Below are 17,594 nucleotides of genomic sequence, written 5' to 3' on the forward strand. Positions count from 1 at the left end.
TCCATGGGGAGACGGACGCAGGCCGAACGGGACGCGATGACGACGGAGATCGGGTTCGCGCTCTTCGCGGGGGCGATGATGGCGGGCGCGGCCTACTTCGGCGTGACCGAGTTCCTGCCGGACGTCTTCGGCTCCCTGCGCGGCCGGTCGGACCTGCTCCGCCACCTCGCGGCCTCCACCACCGTGGTGGTGTTCGTCGTGGTCGTCACGATCGTGCTGACCCGCTTCAGGCACGCCTTACGAGCGGGCCGCGAGGCTCCCGCGCCGCCCGGCGGACCGGGCGGCGCGGCTCAGCCCAGCCAGCCCGGCCGCACCAAGCCGGACTCGTAGGCCAGGACGACGAGTTGGGCGCGGTCGCGGGCGCCCAGCTTCACCATCGTGCGGCTGACGTGTGTCTTGGCCGTGAGCGGGCTGACGACGAGCCGACGGGCGATCTCCTCGTTGGTCAGACCGATGCCGACCAGTGCCATCACCTCCCGTTCCCGCTCGGTCAGTCCGTCGAGCGAGGAGAGGGCGGAGGGTTCCTTGGAACGGGCGGCGAACTCGGCGATCAGCCGTCGGGTCACACCGGGCGACAGCAGCGCGTCGCCCTCGACCACCGCCCGTACCGCGCGCAGGAGTTCCTCCGGCTCGGTGTCCTTGACCAGGAATCCCGACGCGCCGGAACGGATCGCCTCGAAGACGTACTCGTCGAGTTCGAAGGTGGTCAGCATGACGACCTTCACCTGTGCGAGGGCCGGGTCCTCGGTGATGCGCCGCGTCGCGGCGAGGCCGTCGAGCAGGGGCATGCGGATGTCCATCAGGACGACGTCGGGGCGGAGTTCACGCACCCCGCGCAGTGCCTCTTCGCCGTCAGCGGCCTCCCCGGCCACGCCGATGTCGGGCTGCGCGTCGAGCAACGCCCTGAACCCGGCCCTCACCAGGGCCTGGTCGTCGGCCAGCAGTACGCGGATCACCGGTCCTCCTCGACCTCACGGGACGCCCGCACCGGCAGTACGGCGAGCACCCGGAACCCCCCGTCGGCGCGCGGGCCCGCCTCGATCGTGCCACCGAGCGCGGCGGCCCGCTCCCGCATCCCGACGAGTCCGTTGCCTCCGCCGCCCGCGTCGGCGGAGGTCGCGGGTCCGTCGTCGTCGATCCGCAGCCGCAGTTCACAACCGGCGCGGTCGAGGTCGAGGCCCACCCGGGCGTGGCGCGATCCCGAGTGCCGTACGACGTTGGTGAGGGCCTCCTGGACGATGCGGAAGGCGGCGAGGTCGGCCCCCGGAGGCACATCGGGCCGCTCCCCCTCGACGGTGACGGTGAGGCCCGCGCCGGCCGCCTGCTCGACGAGTTCGGGGAGCCGGTCGAGGCCCGGGGCCGGGGCGCGCGGGGCGTCCCCGGGGGTCCGGAGCGTGTCGAGCACCTGGCGGACCTCGCCCAGGGCCTCCTTGCTCGCCGCCTTGATGGTGCTGAGCGCGGTGCGAGCCTGTTCCGGGTCGGAGTCGAGGAGCGCCAGGCCGACGCCCGCCTGGACGTTGATCACCGAGATGCTGTGGGCGAGGACGTCGTGCAGCTCACGGGCGATCCGCAGCCGTTCCTCGTCGGCCCGCAGGCGTGCGGCACGGGCCCGTTCGGTCCGTTCCCGGGCCCACTGCTCGCGCCGGGTCCGGGCCGGCTCGGAGAGCGCGACGATCGCCACGCCCCAGGTCACGACGACGATCTCCTGTCCCCAGCTCGCGGCGCCGTCCCCGTCCGGCGGCAGCCACCGGTACAGCCAGTGCGCCACCAGCACGTGCCCCACCCAGAGGGCCCCCATCGCCGCCCAGGCGGCCCGGCGGTGCCCCGCGACGATCGCGCTGAAGCAGCCGACGGCCACGGTGACGAACACCGGTCCGTACGGATATCCGGCCCCGAGGTACACCATGGCGGTCGCGGACGTCCCGAAGGCGACGAGCACCGGGTGCCGCCACCGCCACAGCAGCAGGAGGGCGCCCACCAGCAGCAGGACGCGCGCGAAGGGGTCGAGCGCGGCGCGTTCGTCCTGCTGGAGCTCGGCGGCCGCGTTCGAGCCGACCATGACGACGACGGTGAGCGCCAGCGTGGAGCGCCAGGGCCGGCGGGAGCGCGCCTCGTCGCCGTCCGCCCGGTTCCACCACGGGGGCCCGCCCCTGTGCCATCGCCGCCACGCCGGTCCGCCCCAGCCCGACGGCCCACTCCGCACGGGGTGGGCGTCCGGTGCCGGGAGGCCTGCCGCCTCCGCACCCCGCTCCGCCATACCGGCCACGCTAGACGCCGCCCACGGGGCACGACGTCATCCGAGCGAAGCGATCACGTCTACTCCGCGCGAAGTACGCCCGTCAGTCCCACGTGACGGGCGAGCCCGTGCGCCGCGTCGCGGAAGAACGCCTCGCGGTTCTCGACCACCCTGTTGAACTGCCCGAACACTTCGAAGTTGACCAGCCCGAACAACTGGGCCCAGGCCGCGACGAGGACCGCGACCACCTCCGGCGGTAGGTCGGGCGCGAAGTCCTCGGCCATGCGCAGCGCCTCGGGCCGCAGCTCGGCCGGCAGCTCTCTCCCGGCCACCCCGTCGGCCTGATGGGCGTCCCGCACTATACGGATGAGCACCTGCCCCGCCCGGGAGGCGGCCGGCACCGTCGTGTCGGGCGCGGTGTATCCCGGCACGGGCGAACCGTAGATCAACGCGTACTCGTGCGGCCGCGCCAGCGCCCACTCCCGCACCCCCTCGCACACCGCGACCCACTGCCCGGCCGGGCTCTCCCCGACGGCCTTCGCGTGCGCGGCCTCGGCCGCCTCGCCCAGCGAGTCGAACGCGTCGATGATCAGCGCGGTGAGCAGTTCGTCCCGGCTCGGGAAGTAGCGGTACAGCGCGGAGGAGACCATGCCGAGCTCGCGCGCGACGGCCCGCAGCGACAGCTTGGCTGCGCCCTCGGCGGCCAGCTGTCTGCGCGCCTCGTCCTTGATGGCGGCGGTGACCTCGATCCGGGCGCGGGCGCGGGCCCCTCGTGCTGTGCTCATGTGCAGCAGTGTGCCACAGAGCCAGAGCACTGCACACAAACGAGAGCACTGCTCTTGCCATGGGCGCCGTCGTCGTGCAGACTTCTCTCAAGCGAGAGCAGTGCTCTCTGAATTGGGAGGAACCCCATGTCGTCGTCGCCCCAGTACATCAAGGCCAACCCCTTCGACCGCGCGCTCAACGGCTTCATCGGCTGGCTCGCCCGCCACGGCGTCAGCCTCCTCGGCACCGCCGAACTCTCCGTGCGCGGCCGAAAGAGCGGCGAGTGGCGTCGGCTGCCGGTCAACCCGTTGCCGTACGAGGGCGGCCCCTACCTCGTCTCGGCGCGCGGCCACTCCGAGTGGGTGCGCAACATGCGGGCGGCCGGCGGTGGACGGCTCCAGGTGGGCCGCCGGGTGCAGGAGTTCACGGCGGTCGAGGTGCCCGACGAGGAGAAGCCCGCCGTGCTGCGCACCTACCTGAAGAAGTGGGGCTGGGAGGTGGGCCGGTTCTTCGGTGACGTCACCGCCGACTCCACCGACGCGGAACTGCTCGCCGCCGCACCGAAGCACCCCGTCTTCCGGATCACCGTCCAGCGGTGACCGGCGGGGTGCCGGTGGCGGCGCGGGCCTCCAGGCAGAGAGAACGGGCCTGTTTGCCGAAGGCGCGGGCCTACTTGTCGAACGCGGTCAGCGCGCGCTGGGCGATCGGGTGGCTGCGGACGATCTCCCCCAGGGACGTCGAACCGCGAGTGATGTCCACGAAGGCCCGCCACGCGGGCCGGAATCCGGTGAGCGCCGCGTGGAAGAGCCCCGGCCGCCGCTCGAAGGCGATCAGCAGCCGCTTGCCGACGCTCATCTCGACACCGAGCCCCGCCTTGACGGCGAACGCGTAGTTCAGCGCCTGGCGGCGGGTGTCCACCGCGTCGTGCGCCTCGGCGATCCGCACCGCCCACTCCCCCGCGAGCCGCCCCGAGCGCAGCGCGAAGGAGATGCCCTCCCGGGTCCACGGCTCCAACAGCCCCGCCGCGTCCCCGCAGACCAGCACCCGGCCCCGCGAGAGCGGCGAGTCGTCGGCGCGGCAGCGCGTCAAGTGCCCCGAGGAGACGCTCGGTTCGAAGCCGGCGAGGCCGAGCCGCCCGATGAAGTCCTCCAGGTACCGCTTGGTGGCGGCGCCTTCACCGCGCGCGGAGATCACACCGACGGTCAGGGTGTCGCCCTTGGGGAAGACCCACCCGTAACTGCCGGGCATGGGACCCCAGTCGATGAGGACGCGCCCCTTCCAGTCCTCGGCGACCGTCTCCGGGACGGGGATCTCCGCCTCCAGGCCCAGGTCGACCTGTTCGAGCTTCACCCCGACATGCGCCCCTATGCGGCTGGCGCTTCCGTCCGCGCCGACGACGGCCCGCGCGAACAGTGTCTCGCCGCCCTGGAGGACGACGGCGACCGTACGCCGGTCGGGCACCGCCGAGCCGTGCTGCTCGACGCGGGTGACCGTGACCCCCGTCCGCAGTTCGGCGCCCGCCTTCTGGGCGTGCTCGACGAGTTGCTGGTCGAACTCGGGCCGGTTGATCAGCCCGAACAGCATCTGTTTCGACTTGCGTGTCCGGGCGTAGCGGCCGTCGAGGGAGAAGGTGACCGCGTGCACCCGGTCCCTGAAGGGCAGTTCGAAGCCGGGCGGCAGCGCGTCGCGCGAGGGGCCGATGATGCCGCCGCCGCACGTCTTGTAGCGCGGCAGCTCCGCCTTCTCCAGCAACAGGACGCTGCGTCCCGCGACCGCCGCCGCGTAGGCGGCCGAAGCCCCTGCGGGGCCCGCGCCCACCACGACGACGTCCCACACCCGCTGCACGTCGTCCGCCGAAGAGTTCTCGCTGCTCACGATGGTCTACTGCTCCCGATCCAGCCGCCTGCCGCACCTGTCCCACGCATCCTACGGCGGGTGACGCCGAGCACCGCTGTGGGAGGATCGGCAGCGCATGCGCCCTACACCGACACACCGGGCAGGAGCGCCTGCGGCCCCGTACCCAGAAGGACAACGTCGCACCCACCAGGAGCGTGCCCATGCCGTCGAACCCGGTCGCCGAGACCGTCTCCTCGCTGATTCCCCGGGCGAAGGAGGAGCTCACCGAACTGGTGGCCTTCAAGTCGGTGGCGGACTTCGACCAGTTCCCGAGGAGCGAGAGCGAGGGCGCCGCGCGCTGGATCGCCGACGCGCTGCGCGCCGAGGGCTTCCAGGACGTGGCACTGCTGGACACCCCCGACGGCACCCAGTCCGTGTACGGCTGCCTGCCGGGTCCCGAGGGCGCGAAAACGGTCCTCCTCTACGCCCACTACGACGTGCAGCCGCCGCTCGACGAGGCGGCCTGGGTGTCACCGCCGTTCGAGCTGACCGAGCGCGACGGCCGCTGGTACGGGCGGGGTGCCGCCGACTGCAAGGGCGGTGTGCTCATGCACCTGCTGGCGCTGCGGGCCCTCAAGGCGAACGGCGGGGTGCCGGTCACCGTCAAGGTGATCGTCGAGGGCTCCGAGGAGATGGGCACCGGCGGCCTCCAGCAGTACGCCGAGGCACACCCCGAACTGCTCGCCGCCGACACCGTCGTGATCGGCGACGCGGGCAACTTCCGCGTGGGCCTGCCGACGGTCACCTCCTCCCTGCGCGGCATGATCCTCATGCGGGTGCGCGTCGACGCCCTCGAAGGCAATCTGCACTCGGGCCAGTTCGGCGGCGCGGCCCCCGACGCGCTGGCCGCGCTGATCCGCGTCCTGGACTCCCTGCGCGCCGAGGACGGCACGACGACCGTCGACGGACTCGCGAGCGACGGGACATGGGACGGCCTGCAGTACGCCGACGCGCAGTTCCGCGAGGACGCCAAGGTGCTCGACGGGGTGGAACTCGTCGGCGCCGACACGGTCGCCGACCGGATCTGGGCCCGGCCCGCCGCCACCGTGCTGGGCATCGACGCCCCGCCCGTGGTCGGCGCGACCCCGTCGATCCAGGCGAGCGCCCGCGCCCTGATCGGTCTGCGCGTCCCGCCGGGCGTGGACGTCCAGCAGGCGATCAAGCTGCTCGAGGCCCACGTCGTGGCGCACACCCCGTGGGGCGCGCGGGTGAGCTGCGAACTCATCGGCCACGGCCAGGCGTTCCGCGCCGACACCTCCAGCCCGGCGTACGAGGCGATGGCGGCGGCGATGGCCGTCGCCTACCCGGGCCAGGAGATGCAGTACGCGGGCCACGGCGGCTCCATCCCCCTCTGCAACGCCCTCGCGGCCCTCTACCCCGACGCCGAGATCCTCCTCATCGGCCTCAGCGAACCCGAGGCCCGCATCCACGCGGTCAACGAGAGCGTGTCCCCGACCGAACTCGAGCGCATGTCCGTGACGGAGGCCCTGTTCCTCACCAACTACGCGAAGAACTGACACCCACCGGAACACGAAGCCCCGCGCACCTCACAACACGGGCTACGGGAAGGGGGCTCTTGAGGGCGCGGGGGACTGTGGTCCTTTCAGGGGCGCGCGAGACCGCGGTCCTTTCAGGGACGCGGGAAACTGCGGGCTTTCAGTCGCGCGGGGCACTCCGGGTCTTCCAGGCGCGCGGGAGCCCGCGGGCCTTTCAGTCGCGCGGGAGCCTCCCGGTCTTTCAGGGGCGCGCGAGACCCCGGGTCTTCAGGCCACGCGGGGCACCGCAGGTCCTTTAGGGGCGCGGGGAACTGCGCGAGCAACCACGCCCCACCCGCACCCGCCCCACGGCCTCCCCCGAACGGCGGCCACGCGCGCCCCCTCACACAGGAACCCCGGCCTCCAAGTACAGCGCAGCGCCCCGCTCCCGAGCCCGCAACGCCCACCGCAGCCGCTCGTACCGCACCGGCGGCAACAGATCCGCGGCCTCCTCCTCCGTGACGAACCTCCAGTCACGCAGCTCGGGCCCGGGCAGCACGGGCCGCTGCGCACCACTGACATCCAGTCGGCCCCCGTCGAACAGCAGCCGCAACCCTCCGTACCTCGGGGACGCCGGGGCCTCCCAGTCGACGACCAGCAATCGCGGCACCTCGCCGAGCCTTATCCCGATCTCCTCCAGCACCTCCCGCACACCCGCCCGTGCCGGCGCCTCCCCGGCCTCCACCACCCCACCGGGGAACTCCCACCCGGCCTTGTAGGTCGGATCGACGAGCAGGACCCGATCCTCCTCGTCGAACAACAGAACCCCCGCGGCGACCGTCTCGGCGGTCGGCTCGGGGGTCTGCACGATGTCGCACACGGGTACGCCGTCGGTGGCCACGGCGTCGGCGATGAGCCGTGCGGTCTCGTACGGGGTGAGGGCGCCGGTGTCGACGAGGTGGGCATCCGCGGTGAGCCAGCCGCTCAGCGCGGCACGGTACGGCGCGATGTGGTCGTACGCCCATTGACGCAGCCGCATTTCGCCGTCGGGGAGGTCGGGCGGAATCTCCCGCCCGGCTATTCGCTCCCGCAGTATCGTTTCGGCCGGAGCCAGGAGCAGATGGCGTACGGGGATGCGGCGGGAGGCGAGCCCACCGAAGATCTCGTCCCGGTACTCCTGGCGGAGCAGGGTCATGGGGACCACGAGGGTGCCGCCCAGCTCGGCGAGCAGCGCGGCGGCGGTGTCGACCACCAGCCGTCGCCAGCTCGGCAGGTCCTGGAAGTCGCCGACCTCGGCGAGGCGCTTGGCCGGCAGCATGTGTGTCAGTGCGCCGCCGATGACCTCGGGGTCGAAGAGCGTGCTGTTCGGGATCAGTTCGATCAGTTCCCGTGCGGTGGTGGTCTTCCCCGCACCGAACGCACCGTTGATCCAGACGATCACGGTTCCCCCTCTTCTGTTGGCCCCCTGAGGCTTGCCCTCCACTCCGCCACGGAAACCAGCCGCTGACAAGGAGCCGAAATACGACGACGGCGGGCCCCCACCGAGTGGGAACCCGCCGCGGACGACGTGAGTGGGGGACGGAGGGACTACCCGCCGCCCACTACCAGCCGGTCAGCCTTCTTTGCCGCCCTTGCCCTCCTGGTCCGCCAGGCCACCCAGGGCGTCGTCGTCGACCGCCAGGCTGTCGCTGGCGACCGTCTTGCCGACTCCGCCGAGGGTGCCCTCGACGTCCAGTTTGCTCAGTGCGTCGGTCTTCCCGAGCGTGTCGGCGGCTTCGAGACCGTGCGACGGCGTGATGGCCGCGACGACGAACCCGGTGGCGAGGGAGGCGATGGCGAGCATGCTGCGCTTCTTCATGCCCCGCTCAACTGGGAAAGCCCCCGAGGGGTAACGCCCAGTTTTCCCCGCCGCGCGCGACCGCCCCGGAACGGCACGATCCGGAACGGCACGATCCGGAGCGACGCGCCCCAGAGCGACCGGAAGCGGCACACCAGCCCCGCCCCCTCAGCCCGCTTCCTCAACGCCACCCCCTCGACGCCGCCCCCCTCACCGCCCCGTCAGCGCCGCCGCGGCCGCGCCCACCAGGCCCGCGTCGGTGGCCATCAGGGCGGGGGCGATGGTCAGGTCCTGGACGAAGGAGAGAGTGGCGTAGTTCTTGAGGGCGGTGCGCAGGGGCGCGAAGAGAACGTCACCGGCGTTCGCGACACCCCCTCCGATGACCGCGAGGTCGATCTCGACGAGCGTGGCGGTCGCCGCGATCCCGGCCGCGAGGGCCTGCGCGGCGCGTTCGAAGGAGGCCACGGCGATCGGGTCGCCGGACCGCGCGGCGGCGGCGACCGCGGCCGCGGAGGTGTCGCCGTCGGGCCCGGGCCGCCATCCGTTCTCCAGGGCGCGCCGGGCGATGTTGGGCCCGCTGGCGATGCGCTCGACACAGCCGCGGGCACCGCACGGGCAGGCGTCGCCGTCGAGGTCGACGCTGATGTGGCCGATGTGCCCGGCGTTCCCGGTGGGGCCCGTGTACAGCTTTCCGCCGAGGACGAGCCCCCCGCCGACGCCCGTCGACACGACCATGCACAGCGCGTTGTCATGGCCGCGCGCGGCACCCTGCCAGTGCTCGGCCGCCGTGATGGCCGCGCCGTCGCCGATCAGTTCGACGGGCAGCCCGCCGGTCACGGCCCGGACCCGCTCGACGAGGGGGAAGCCGCGCCAGCCGTGGATGTTCACGGGGCTGACCGTGCCGGCGGAGGCGTCCACCGGCCCCGCGCTGCCGATCCCGACGGCCGTGGCCCCGCTCCACAGCGGATCCGCGCGCAGTTCGCCGAACACCTCCTCGACGGCCCGCATGACGGTGTCGCCGTCCTCCCGCGCGGGCGTCGGGCGCTGCGCGCGCACCAGGATCCGGCCGTGGCCGTCCACCAGCGCCCCGGCGATCTTGGTGCCGCCTATGTCGAGCGCGGCCACGAGGTCGGTCTGCATCAGTGTCAGTTCTCCCGCTGCGAGTCTCCTACCGGGCGCCCGGATCCAGCGACACCCGGATCTCCGGCCGGAAAACTGGCAGCACGACGCTCGCCTGGTGGGGGGCGCCGGCCAGAGAATGCGATAGACAGTCTCCCCCGGCCGTGACAACGTTGTCCAGGCTCTATGCTCGACGACACATCCTCAACAGCCGCACCTTTTCCACACGGAAGCATCCGCACCCCCACCTCGCCCCTCCCCGCGACCGCACCCATGGACGACAGGACAGGACAGCGCACCGTGCCCGACACCGCAGCCGGCATCGCCCGCCGCCCCGAGAACCGCTACGGCAACCGTCCCACGATGAAGGACGTCGCGGCCCGGGCCGGAGTGGGTCTGAAGACGGTCTCCCGGGTGGTGAACGGCGAGCCGGGCGTCACCCCGGACACCGAGCGCAGGGTCCAGGAGGCGATCGAGGCGCTCGGCTTCCGGCGCAACGACAGCGCGCGGGTGCTGCGCAAGGGCCGCACGGCCAGCATCGGCCTCGTCCTGGAGGACCTCGCCGACCCGTTCTACGGCCCGCTCAGCCGGGCGGTGGAGGAGGTGTCCCGCGCGCACGGCTCGCTGCTGATCAACGGGTCCAGCGCGGAGGACCCGGACCGCGAGCAGGAGTTGGCGCTGGCGCTGTGCGCCCGCCGCGTCGACGGGCTCGTGATCATTCCGGCCGGTGACGACCACCGGTATCTGGAGCCCGAGATCAGGGCGGGGGTGGCCACCGTGTTCGTGGACCGTCCGGCCGGGCGGATCGACGCCGACGTGGTGCTCTCGGACAGCTTCGGCGGAGCCCGTGACGGGGTCGCCCACCTCATCGCCCACGGCCACCGCAGGATCGGCTTCATCGGCGACATGCCCCGCATCCACACCGCCGCCGAGCGGCTGCGCGGCTACCGGGCGGCCATGGAGGACGCGGGCATACCGGTCGAGGACGCGTGGATGTCGCTGGGCGTCACCGATCCCGAGCGGGTCCGCAGGGCGGCCGAGGACATGCTGTCCGGCCCGGACCCCGTCACGGCGGTCTTCGCGGGCAACAACCGGGTGACGGTCACGGTCGTACGGGTCCTCGCCGAGCACCCCCGTGCGGTCGCCCTCGTCGGCTTCGACGACTTCGAGCTGGCCGATCTGCTCCGGCCGGGCATCACCGTCGTCGCCCAGGACCCCGCCCGGCTCGGCCGCACCGCCGCCGAACGCCTCTTCCAGCAGTTGGACGGCTCCCTCGTCACCCCCGACCGCATCGAGCTGCCGACCCGGCTGATCGCCCGCGGCTCGGGCGAACTCCCGCCCGCGGACTGACTCTTGGACGCCCCCGATCCCCGCACCCTCGAAGCGCTCGGCCTCGGCGTGGCGCCGCGCGAGGACCCGCTGAGCTATCCCGGCGCGTGGCCGACCGAGTCCGCGCTCCTGGACGGCAACCGGATGCTGCCGCTGGACACGCTCGTCTTCGAGGACCGGCTGCCCGTGCTCTCCGTCGGCTCCAACGCCTGCCCGGCGCAGCTCGTCCACAAGATGGCGGAGCGCGGGGTGAAGTGCCGGATCCCCATGGTCAAAACCAGGGTCACCGGCATCGGGATCGGCGTCTCCGCCCATGTGAGCCTGCTCGGCTACCTCTCGGCGTCGCCGTACCACTCTCCCGGTTCCACCGCCGACCTCTTCCTCACCTGGCTCGACGAGGCCCAGCTCGCCGTGGTCGACGCCAGCGAGGGCGTCGACTCGCCGACCGGCAACTTCCAGCGGGCGGTCCTGCCCGCCGCCGACTTCCGTGTCGAGCTGGAGTCGGGCCAGGTCCTCGACCACGCCTGGATCTACGTCAACCGGTGGGGCGTGCTGCGCGACGGCGGCCCCGACCCCCGACCGCATCCCGGCCGCCAGCGCCCGCTGCTGACCGAACTCCTCGCCTCGTCGGCCGAGTTGCGCGCGCTGTTCGGCACCACACCCGACGAGTTCGCCGCCCGGGCGCGCGGCAACCGTGAACTGTGCGCCCGGGGCAGGGAGTTGTTCGCCGAGCGGAGGTGGACGACGGTGTCGGGCCTGGAACAGTACGTGCGGCCGCATCCGGGGGCCCGGGGCCGGCCGTGACGTCGGCCGCCGGCCTCAGCAGACGGGGAGGCCGGGCACCGGGGCGTCGTTGTCGCCGCCCTGGATGTAGACGTCGCTGACGTAGACGTCGGTGTTGCCGCTGTCGTCGTCGGTCCTGGCCCACCAGACGTTGGTCCACTCGCCGGAGGTCTCGCGGCGGCCCAGGTTCGCCTGGCAGTAGAAGTAGTTGGTGCCCTGCTTGAGGATGCCGACCTCGGTTCCGGCGGCGTCGTAGGACTTGGCGGTGGCCCAGACGGTGCAGTTGTACTTGCCGCCGCCGATGGGGTGGCAGACCGGTTCCTCGGTGGTCCCGTCCCCGGTCGTGCCCCCGCCGGTGGTGGTGCCGCCCGAGGTGTCGGAGCCTCCCGTGCCGCCGCCGGTGGTGCCGCCGCTCGCGTTCTTCGACGGCGACTCGGACGCCTCGGGCTGCTTCTCGTCGTCCTTCTGGTCCTTCTCGGTCGACTCGCTGGGGCTCGCGGACTTCTTGTCGTCCTTCTCCTTCGCGGCCGAGTCGTCGGTGAGGTCGACCGTGCCCCGGCTGCGGCCCGGAGAGGGCGTGCCGCCGCCCGACTCGTCGTCGACGGAGGACCGCGCTCCCGTCTCCTTGCCGTCGTCCCCGTTCAGCAGGGCGACCGTGACGCCCGTGGCCGCGAGCACGACGGTGACCGCCACGGCGGCGAGCAGGGCGCGGCCCTTGCGCGGACGGCCGCCGGTCGAGGACACGGTGGTGGCGGCGCCGGAGGCGGGAACCGGCGGCTGCGGGGCGGCCGCACCGAGCCCGCCGACCGCCGCGGACGCCCCCGTACCCGGCCCCGGGAGCGGCTGCGGCGGCCCGAACCCGGGGGTCGCACCCGTCCCGCCGAACCCGGCACCCCCGCCCGTGCCGTCGAACCCTCCGCCCGCCGTCGCCGGTCCGAAACCGGGCGGCACCGAGGGAAGGCTGCGCTCGGTCTCCGCCCTCGGCTGCGACGCCGGGCCGCCCGCCGTCGGGGAGCCGAGCGGGTCACCGGAGGCCACGGCCTCCAGCAGTTCGCGGGCCCGGTCCGCGTCCGGACGCGACTCCGGGCGCTTGTCCATCAGTTGCCGCAGGACCGGTCCGAGGGGCCCCGACCGCCGGGGTTCGGGCAGCTCGTCGCTCACGATCGCGGTGAGCGTCGACCAGGTGGACGTACGCCGGAACGGGGACGAGCCCTCCACGGCCGCGTACAGGGTGGCGCCGAGGGCCCAGACGTCGGAGGCGGGACCGGGGTCGTTGCCCTGGGCGCGCTCGGGGGCCAGGTAGTCGAGGGAGCCGACGAGTTCGCCGCTGCGGGTGAGGTGGGTGGCGGAGCCGTCGCCCGGGTTCTCCATGGTGGCGATGCCGAAGTCGGTGAGGACGACGCGGCCCGAGCGGTCCAGGAGGATGTTGCCGGGCTTGACGTCCCGGTGCAGCACGCCGACCCGGTGGGCGGCGGCGAGGGCGTCCAGCACCTTGGCACCGATGGCGGCGGCCTCGCGCGGGTCGAGCAGGCCCCGGTCGCTCAGGACGTCGTCCAGGGACGGCCCGTCGACCAGCTCCATGACGATCAGCGGGCGCCCGTCGACCTCGGCCACGTCGTGCACGGCGACGACCCCGGGGTGCCGGACGCGGGCGGCGGCCCGTGCCTCGCGCTGCATCCGCAGTCCCAGGTCGGCCAGTTCGGGCGCGCCCGCGTCCGTGTAGGTGCGCAGTTCCTTGAGGGCGACCTCGCGGTGGAGCACCTCGTCGACGGCCCGCCAGACGACGCCCATGCCGCCGCGTCCGAGCTGCTCCACGATCCGGTACCGACCGGCCAGGATCCGCCCGATGCCGTCCGTCTGTCCGTTCGCCCCCGAAGACACCCGCGCCTCGCTCCTGTGACACACCGATGAACGGCGTAAGCCTAAGCGGTCGTCGGGGGCGCTCCGGACCGTCGGCGGGGGCTGTCACAGGACCGCTACGCACCCCGCCGCCGGGCCATCCGTCCGTATCGGTCCGTACCGGTCGCTACTGGCCGGAGACCGTCAGGTCCGCCCGCCTCGGCGCCGCATAACCCTCCAGGTCGGCGCGGGTCAGGCCGGTCGCCCGGGACACCTCGTCGATGTCGAGGGCGCCGCAGTCCAGGCCGCGCAGCAGATAGCCGCCTAGGGCCTTGGCGGTCGCGGGCTCGTCCATCACGTCGCCGCCCGCGCGGTTGGCGTACCGGGAGAGGCGGGCGGCGGCCTGTGCGTACCCCTCGCGGTAGAACGCGAAGACGGCCGCGTAGCGGGTCGGGATGTGCCCGGGGTGCATGTCCCAGCCCTGGTAGTAGGCGCGGGCGAGGGCGCGCCGGGTGAGGCCGTAGTGCAGGCGCCAGGCGTCGTGGACCTGGGCGGTCGGGCCGACGGGCAGGACGTTCGTCGAGCCGTCCGAGACGCGTACGCCGGTGCCGGCCGCGGCAACCTGCATGATCGCCTTGGCGTGGTCGGCGGCCGGGTGGTCGCTGGCCTGGTGGGCGGCGGAGACGCCCAGGCAGGCGCTGTAGTCGAAGGTGCCGTAGTGCAGACCGGTGGCGCGGCCCTCGGCGGCGGTGATCATGCGGGCGACGGTGGCGGTGCCGTCGGCGGCGAGGATGGACTGGCTGGTCTCGATCTGGATCTCGAAGCCGATCCGGCCGGGCTCCAGGCCGCGCGCCTTCTCGAAGGCCTCCAGGAGCCGGACCATGGCGGTGACCTGCTCGGCGTAGGTCACCTTGGGGAGGGTCAGGACCAGCCCGTCGGGCAGACCGCCGGCCTCCAGCAGGCCGGTGAGGAAGATGTCGAGGGTACGGATGCCCCGGTCCCGTACCGGCGCCTCCATGCACTTCATACGGATGCCCATGTACGGGGCGGCCGTGCCGCCGGCGTACGCCTCGGCGATCAGCCGGGCGGCCCGGGCGGCGGCCTCGTCCTCCTCGGCGTCGGGGCGGGCCCCGTAGCCGTCCTCGAAGTCGACGCGGAGGTCTTCGATCGGCTCGCGCTCCAGCTTGGCGCGGACGCGGTCGTACACGGGCTCGGCGAGGTCGTCGCCGAGGCCGAGGACGGCGGCGAAGGAGGCCGCGTCGGGGGCGTGCTCGTCGAGGGCGGCGAGGGCCCGGTCGCCCCAGGTGCGCGGGGTGTCGGCGGTGAAGACGTCACCGGGGACGTAGACGGTGTGCACGGGCTGACGGGTGCCGGGGTCGCCCGGGTAGCGGCGCTCCAGTTCCGCGTCGACGGGGGCGAGGGAGGCGCTGATCTCCTCGCTGACGGCGCCCGCGAGACTCGTGGCCACGTTCTCCTGTCGACCCTGCCCCATTCCACACCCTCCATTTTCCGCACCACGGAATCAACAATCCGTATGACGAAGCTAACGGTCGATCTTGACCTCGGTCAACACCCTCCGGACGTGGGATTCCCCATGCTCTTCGCCAGGTCACCGCAGATCCGGCGTCTTCTTCCGTATCAATAGGCAAGCTTCATGGTGACTCGCAAGGGGAGGAGTTCGCGTGCCGAACGAGGTCGGAGTGACGCGTCGCCAAGGACTCAGGTCCGCGGCGGCCGCCGCCATCGCCATGCCACTGCTGACGACGGCGGGCTCGTCACAACCGGCGTCCGCCGGTGAGTACCCGGGCGCACTGAACGTGATGACGTTCAACGTGCGCTTCGCGACCGTCGTCGACAGCACACCGCGCTGGTCCGTTCGCCGGCCGGTGATGCGGGAGTTGCTGCGCCGCGAGCGACCGCACGTCATCGGCACCCAGGAGGGGCTCTACCAGCAGTTGCGCATGATCGAGAGGGATCTCGGCGCACACTACGACTGGATCGGCACCGGCCGAGGGGGTGGCAGCAAGGACGAGTTCATGGCGATCTTCTACGACACCCGCAGACTCGACCCGATCGAGTTCGATCACTTCTGGCTGTCCGACACCCCGTACATGATCGCCTCCAACACCTGGGGCGCGGACTGGCTGCGCATGGTGACCTGGGTGAAGTTCGCCGATCTCGCCGACGGAGGACGGGAGTTCTACGTCCTGAACACCCATCTGGACAGCGTCAGCCAGTACGCCCGGGAGCGCTCGGCGAAACTGATCGGCGAGACGATCGCCGGCTGGGACCGCTCGGCACCGGTCGTCGTCACCGGCGACTTCAACGCGGCCGCCCACGACAACCGGGTGTACGACCTGATGCTGGGCAACGGCCTCGTGGACGCCTGGGACGCGGCGGCCTCGCGCACCGAGGCGTACGGGACGTACCACGGCTACCGGGCGCTCAAGCCCGACGGCAGACGCATCGACTGGATCCTCACCTCGCCCGGGGTGACCACGCACTGGGCGGCGATGAACACCTTCTCGGTGGACGGGACGTACCCGAGCGACCATCTGCCGGTGCAGGCCTCGTTGGCCCTGGGCTGAGGACCCGGGACGCGCCGAGGCCCCCGCGACCGGTCGCGCGGTCGTGGGGGCCTCGGACGGCTCGGGGAGGCTCAGCCCTTGCGGGCCTTGATCTCCTCGGTGAGCTGGGGGACGACGTCGAAGAGGTCGCCGACGACGCCGTAGTCGACGAGGTCGAAGATCGGGGCCTCGGCGTCCTTGTTGACCGCCACGATGGTCTTCGAGGTCTGCATGCCGGCCCGGTGCTGGATGGCGCCGGAGATGCCGTTGGCGATGTACAGCTGCGGCGAGACGGACTTGCCGGTCTGGCCGACCTGGTTGGTGTGCGGGTACCAGCCGGCGTCCACTGCGGCACGCGAGGCACCGACGGCCGCGCCGAGGGAGTCGGCGAGCGCCTCGATGATCGCGAAGTTCTCGGTGCCGTTGACGCCACGGCCGCCGGAGACCACGATCGCGGCCTCGGTCAGCTCCGGACGCCCGGTCGACTCACGCGGGGTGCGGCCGGTGACCTTGGTGCCGGTGGCCAGTGCGCCGAAGGTGACCTCCAGGGCCTCGACCGCACCGGCGGCCGGGGCGGCCTCGACGGCGGCCGAGTTGGGCTTGACCGTGATGACCGGGGTGCCCTTGGAGACACGGGACTTGGTGGTGAAGGAGGCGGCGAACACCGACTGGGTGGCCACCGGGCCCTCGTCGGAGGCCTCGAGGTCGACGGCGTCGGTGATGATGCCGGAACCGATACGCAGCGCCAGACGGGCGGCAATCTCCTTGCCCTCGGCGGAGGACGGGACCAGCACGGCGGCCGGGGAGACGGCGGCGACGGCGGCCTGCAGCGCGTCGACCTTCGGTACGACCAGGTAGTCGGCGTACTCGGCGGCGTCGTGCGTGAGGACCCGGGTCGCGCCGTGCTCGGCGAGCGCGGCGGCGGTGTCACCCGCGCCATTGCCGAGTGCGACGGCGACGGGCTCGCCGATACGGCGGGCCAGGGTCAGCAGCTCCAGGGTGGGCTTGCGGACGGCACCGTCCACGTGGTCGACGTAGACGAGAACTTCAGCCATGGGATTGCTCCTGCGGATTGCGAAGGCTTAAGGGCGGTAAGGGGATGGGGCCTCACAAGACCCACGGGGCCTTTAGATGAACTTCTGGCCCGCGAGGAACTCAGCGAGCTGCTTGCCGCCCTCGCCCTCGTCCTTGACGATCGTGCCGGCGGTACGCGCCGGGCGCTCGGCCGCGGAGTCCACCGCCGTCCAGGCGCCCTCCAGACCCACTTCCTCGGCCTCGATGTCCAGGTCGGACAGGTCCCAGGACTGAACCGGCTTCTTCTTCGCCGCCATGATGCCCTTGAAGGAGGGGTAACGCGCCTCGCCCGACTGGTCGGTCACCGACACCACCGCCGGGAGGGAGGCCTGAAGCTGCTCGCTCGCGGCGTCGCCGTCACGGCGGCCCGTGACCACACCGTCCTCGACGGAGACCTCGGACAGCAGCGTCACCTGCGGGACACCCAGACGCTCCGCCAGCAGCGCCGGGACGACGCCCATCGTGCCGTCGGTGGAGGCCATACCGGAGATCACCAGGTCGTAACCGGCCTTCTCGATCGCCTTCGCCAGCAGCAGCGAGGTACCGATCGCGTCGGTGCCGTGCACATCGTCGTCCTCGACGTGGATCGCCTTGTCCGCACCCATCGACAGCGCCTTGCGCAGCGCGTCCTTGGCGTCCTCCGGACCCACGGTCAGCACGGTGATCTCGGCGTC

The 17,594-nt window shown here is 72.5% G+C and carries 17 protein-coding genes; 6 read left to right on the forward strand and 11 right to left on the reverse strand.

Annotated elements, in window-relative coordinates:
• Positions 1-3 precede the first annotated feature (3 nt).
• On the forward strand, positions 4-330 hold the full coding sequence (locus PUR53_RS27020; RefSeq protein WP_329897777.1) for a DUF6332 family protein: 327 nt from the start codon (positions 4-6) through the stop codon (positions 328-330).
• On the opposite strand, the gene PUR53_RS27025 is transcribed toward PUR53_RS27020, so the two are convergent.
• Genes PUR53_RS27025 through PUR53_RS27035 form a run of 3 tightly spaced genes read right to left on the reverse strand, consistent with a single transcriptional unit; the run spans position 291 to position 3,021 of the window.
• Positions 291-956, reverse strand: coding sequence for a response regulator transcription factor (locus PUR53_RS27025; protein ID WP_329897776.1), 666 nt, complete (start codon positions 954-956; stop codon positions 291-293). The genes PUR53_RS27020 and PUR53_RS27025 overlap by 40 nt on opposite strands.
• Positions 953-2,257: a sensor histidine kinase gene (locus tag PUR53_RS27030; RefSeq protein WP_329909916.1), complete on the reverse strand. Its 1,305-nt coding sequence runs from the start codon at positions 2,255-2,257 to the stop codon at positions 953-955. Before PUR53_RS27030 ends, PUR53_RS27025 begins: the two co-directional genes overlap by 4 nt.
• Positions 2,258-2,316: 59 nt before the next feature.
• Positions 2,317-3,021 carry a TetR/AcrR family transcriptional regulator gene (locus PUR53_RS27035; protein WP_329897774.1) on the reverse strand — a complete coding sequence of 235 codons (705 nt, stop codon included), beginning with the start codon at positions 3,019-3,021 and terminating at the stop codon, positions 2,317-2,319.
• A 126-nt stretch (positions 3,022-3,147) separates the two neighbouring features.
• Here PUR53_RS27035 and PUR53_RS27040 point away from each other — a divergent pair, with 126 nt between their 5' ends.
• Entirely contained in the window at positions 3,148-3,600 is a 453-nt protein-coding gene (locus tag PUR53_RS27040; protein WP_329897773.1) for a nitroreductase family deazaflavin-dependent oxidoreductase, read from the forward strand.
• 70 nt (positions 3,601-3,670) lie between these two features.
• Here the strand turns inward: PUR53_RS27040 and PUR53_RS27045 are convergent, their stop codons facing one another.
• Positions 3,671-4,876, reverse strand: a complete 1,206-nt coding sequence (locus PUR53_RS27045) for a geranylgeranyl reductase family protein (protein ID WP_329909918.1) — start codon at positions 4,874-4,876, stop codon at positions 3,671-3,673.
• Between the two features lie 182 nt (positions 4,877-5,058).
• On the opposite strand from PUR53_RS27045, the gene PUR53_RS27050 reads away from it, so the two are divergent.
• Entirely contained in the window at positions 5,059-6,414 is a 1,356-nt protein-coding gene (locus tag PUR53_RS27050; protein ID WP_329897771.1) for a dipeptidase, read from the forward strand.
• 361 nt (positions 6,415-6,775) lie between these two features.
• On the opposite strand, the gene PUR53_RS27055 is transcribed toward PUR53_RS27050, so the two are convergent.
• From PUR53_RS27055 to PUR53_RS27065, 3 genes are all read right to left on the reverse strand, one after another.
• Positions 6,776-7,813, reverse strand: a complete 1,038-nt coding sequence (locus PUR53_RS27055; RefSeq protein WP_329909920.1) for an NUDIX hydrolase — start codon at positions 7,811-7,813, stop codon at positions 6,776-6,778.
• A 171-nt stretch (positions 7,814-7,984) separates the two neighbouring features.
• Positions 7,985-8,230, reverse strand: coding sequence for a hypothetical protein (locus tag PUR53_RS27060; protein WP_329897769.1), 246 nt, complete (start codon positions 8,228-8,230; stop codon positions 7,985-7,987).
• A gap of 189 nt (positions 8,231-8,419) precedes the next feature.
• The gene (locus PUR53_RS27065; RefSeq protein WP_329897768.1) at positions 8,420-9,349 is read right to left on the reverse strand and encodes an ROK family protein; all 930 of its coding nucleotides are present in this window, start codon (positions 9,347-9,349) and stop codon (positions 8,420-8,422) included.
• A gap of 252 nt (positions 9,350-9,601) precedes the next feature.
• On the opposite strand from PUR53_RS27065, the gene PUR53_RS27070 reads away from it, so the two are divergent.
• A complete protein-coding gene (locus PUR53_RS27070) occupies positions 9,602-10,678 on the forward strand; it encodes a LacI family DNA-binding transcriptional regulator (RefSeq protein ID WP_329897767.1) in 1,077 nt (358 codons plus the stop codon).
• 3 nt (positions 10,679-10,681) lie between these two features.
• Positions 10,682-11,461 (forward strand): hypothetical protein, encoded by a 780-nt coding sequence (locus tag PUR53_RS27075; protein WP_329897766.1) that lies wholly within the window; start codon positions 10,682-10,684, stop codon positions 11,459-11,461.
• Positions 11,462-11,476: 15 nt separating this feature from the next.
• Here the strand turns inward: PUR53_RS27075 and PUR53_RS27080 are convergent, their stop codons facing one another.
• Together PUR53_RS27080 and PUR53_RS27085 are read right to left on the reverse strand one after the other, a co-directional pair.
• Positions 11,477-13,321, reverse strand: coding sequence for a serine/threonine-protein kinase (locus tag PUR53_RS27080; protein WP_329909922.1), 1,845 nt, complete (start codon positions 13,319-13,321; stop codon positions 11,477-11,479).
• A 145-nt stretch (positions 13,322-13,466) separates the two neighbouring features.
• Entirely contained in the window at positions 13,467-14,771 is a 1,305-nt protein-coding gene (locus tag PUR53_RS27085) for a DUF6986 family protein (RefSeq protein WP_329909924.1), read from the reverse strand.
• 190 nt (positions 14,772-14,961) lie between these two features.
• Here PUR53_RS27085 and PUR53_RS27090 point away from each other — a divergent pair, with 190 nt between their 5' ends.
• Positions 14,962-15,867 (forward strand): endonuclease/exonuclease/phosphatase family protein, encoded by a 906-nt coding sequence (locus tag PUR53_RS27090; protein ID WP_329909926.1) that lies wholly within the window; start codon positions 14,962-14,964, stop codon positions 15,865-15,867.
• 71 nt (positions 15,868-15,938) lie between these two features.
• Here the strand turns inward: PUR53_RS27090 and PUR53_RS27095 are convergent, their stop codons facing one another.
• Together PUR53_RS27095 and PUR53_RS27100 are read right to left on the reverse strand one after the other, a co-directional pair.
• Positions 15,939-16,901, reverse strand: a complete 963-nt coding sequence (locus tag PUR53_RS27095; protein WP_329897762.1) for an electron transfer flavoprotein subunit alpha/FixB family protein — start codon at positions 16,899-16,901, stop codon at positions 15,939-15,941.
• A 72-nt stretch (positions 16,902-16,973) separates the two neighbouring features.
• Positions 16,974-17,594, reverse strand: a 621-nt coding sequence (locus PUR53_RS27100; protein WP_329909928.1) for an electron transfer flavoprotein subunit beta/FixA family protein, incomplete at its 5' end; no start/stop codon positions are given.

Source organism: Streptomyces sp. SP18BB07 (assembly GCF_036322545.1).
Taxonomy (GTDB): domain Bacteria; phylum Actinomycetota; class Actinomycetes; order Streptomycetales; family Streptomycetaceae; genus Streptomyces; species Streptomyces deccanensis.

Bases quoted from the DNA above. Each gene is read 5' to 3' on its own strand.
- PUR53_RS27060 (WP_329897769.1), bottom strand. From the start codon at position 8,230: ATGAAGAAGCGCAGCATGCTCGCCATCGCCTCCCTCGCCACCGGGTTC.
- PUR53_RS27030 (WP_329909916.1), bottom strand. From the start codon at position 2,257: ATGGCGGAGCGGGGTGCGGAGGCGGCAGGCCTCCCGGCACCGGACGCC.
- PUR53_RS27040 (WP_329897773.1), top strand. From the start codon at position 3,148: ATGTCGTCGTCGCCCCAGTACATCAAGGCCAACCCCTTCGACCGCGCG.
- PUR53_RS27070 (WP_329897767.1), top strand. From the start codon at position 9,602: ATGGACGACAGGACAGGACAGCGCACCGTGCCCGACACCGCAGCCGGC.
- PUR53_RS27085 (WP_329909924.1), bottom strand. From the start codon at position 14,771: ATGGGGCAGGGTCGACAGGAGAACGTGGCCACGAGTCTCGCGGGCGCC.
- PUR53_RS27050 (WP_329897771.1), top strand. From the start codon at position 5,059: ATGCCGTCGAACCCGGTCGCCGAGACCGTCTCCTCGCTGATTCCCCGG.
- PUR53_RS27020 (WP_329897777.1), top strand. From the start codon at position 4: ATGGGGAGACGGACGCAGGCCGAACGGGACGCGATGACGACGGAGATC.
- PUR53_RS27035 (WP_329897774.1), bottom strand. From the start codon at position 3,021: ATGAGCACAGCACGAGGGGCCCGCGCCCGCGCCCGGATCGAGGTCACC.
- PUR53_RS27095 (WP_329897762.1), bottom strand. From the start codon at position 16,901: ATGGCTGAAGTTCTCGTCTACGTCGACCACGTGGACGGTGCCGTCCGC.
- PUR53_RS27065 (WP_329897768.1), bottom strand. From the start codon at position 9,349: ATGCAGACCGACCTCGTGGCCGCGCTCGACATAGGCGGCACCAAGATC.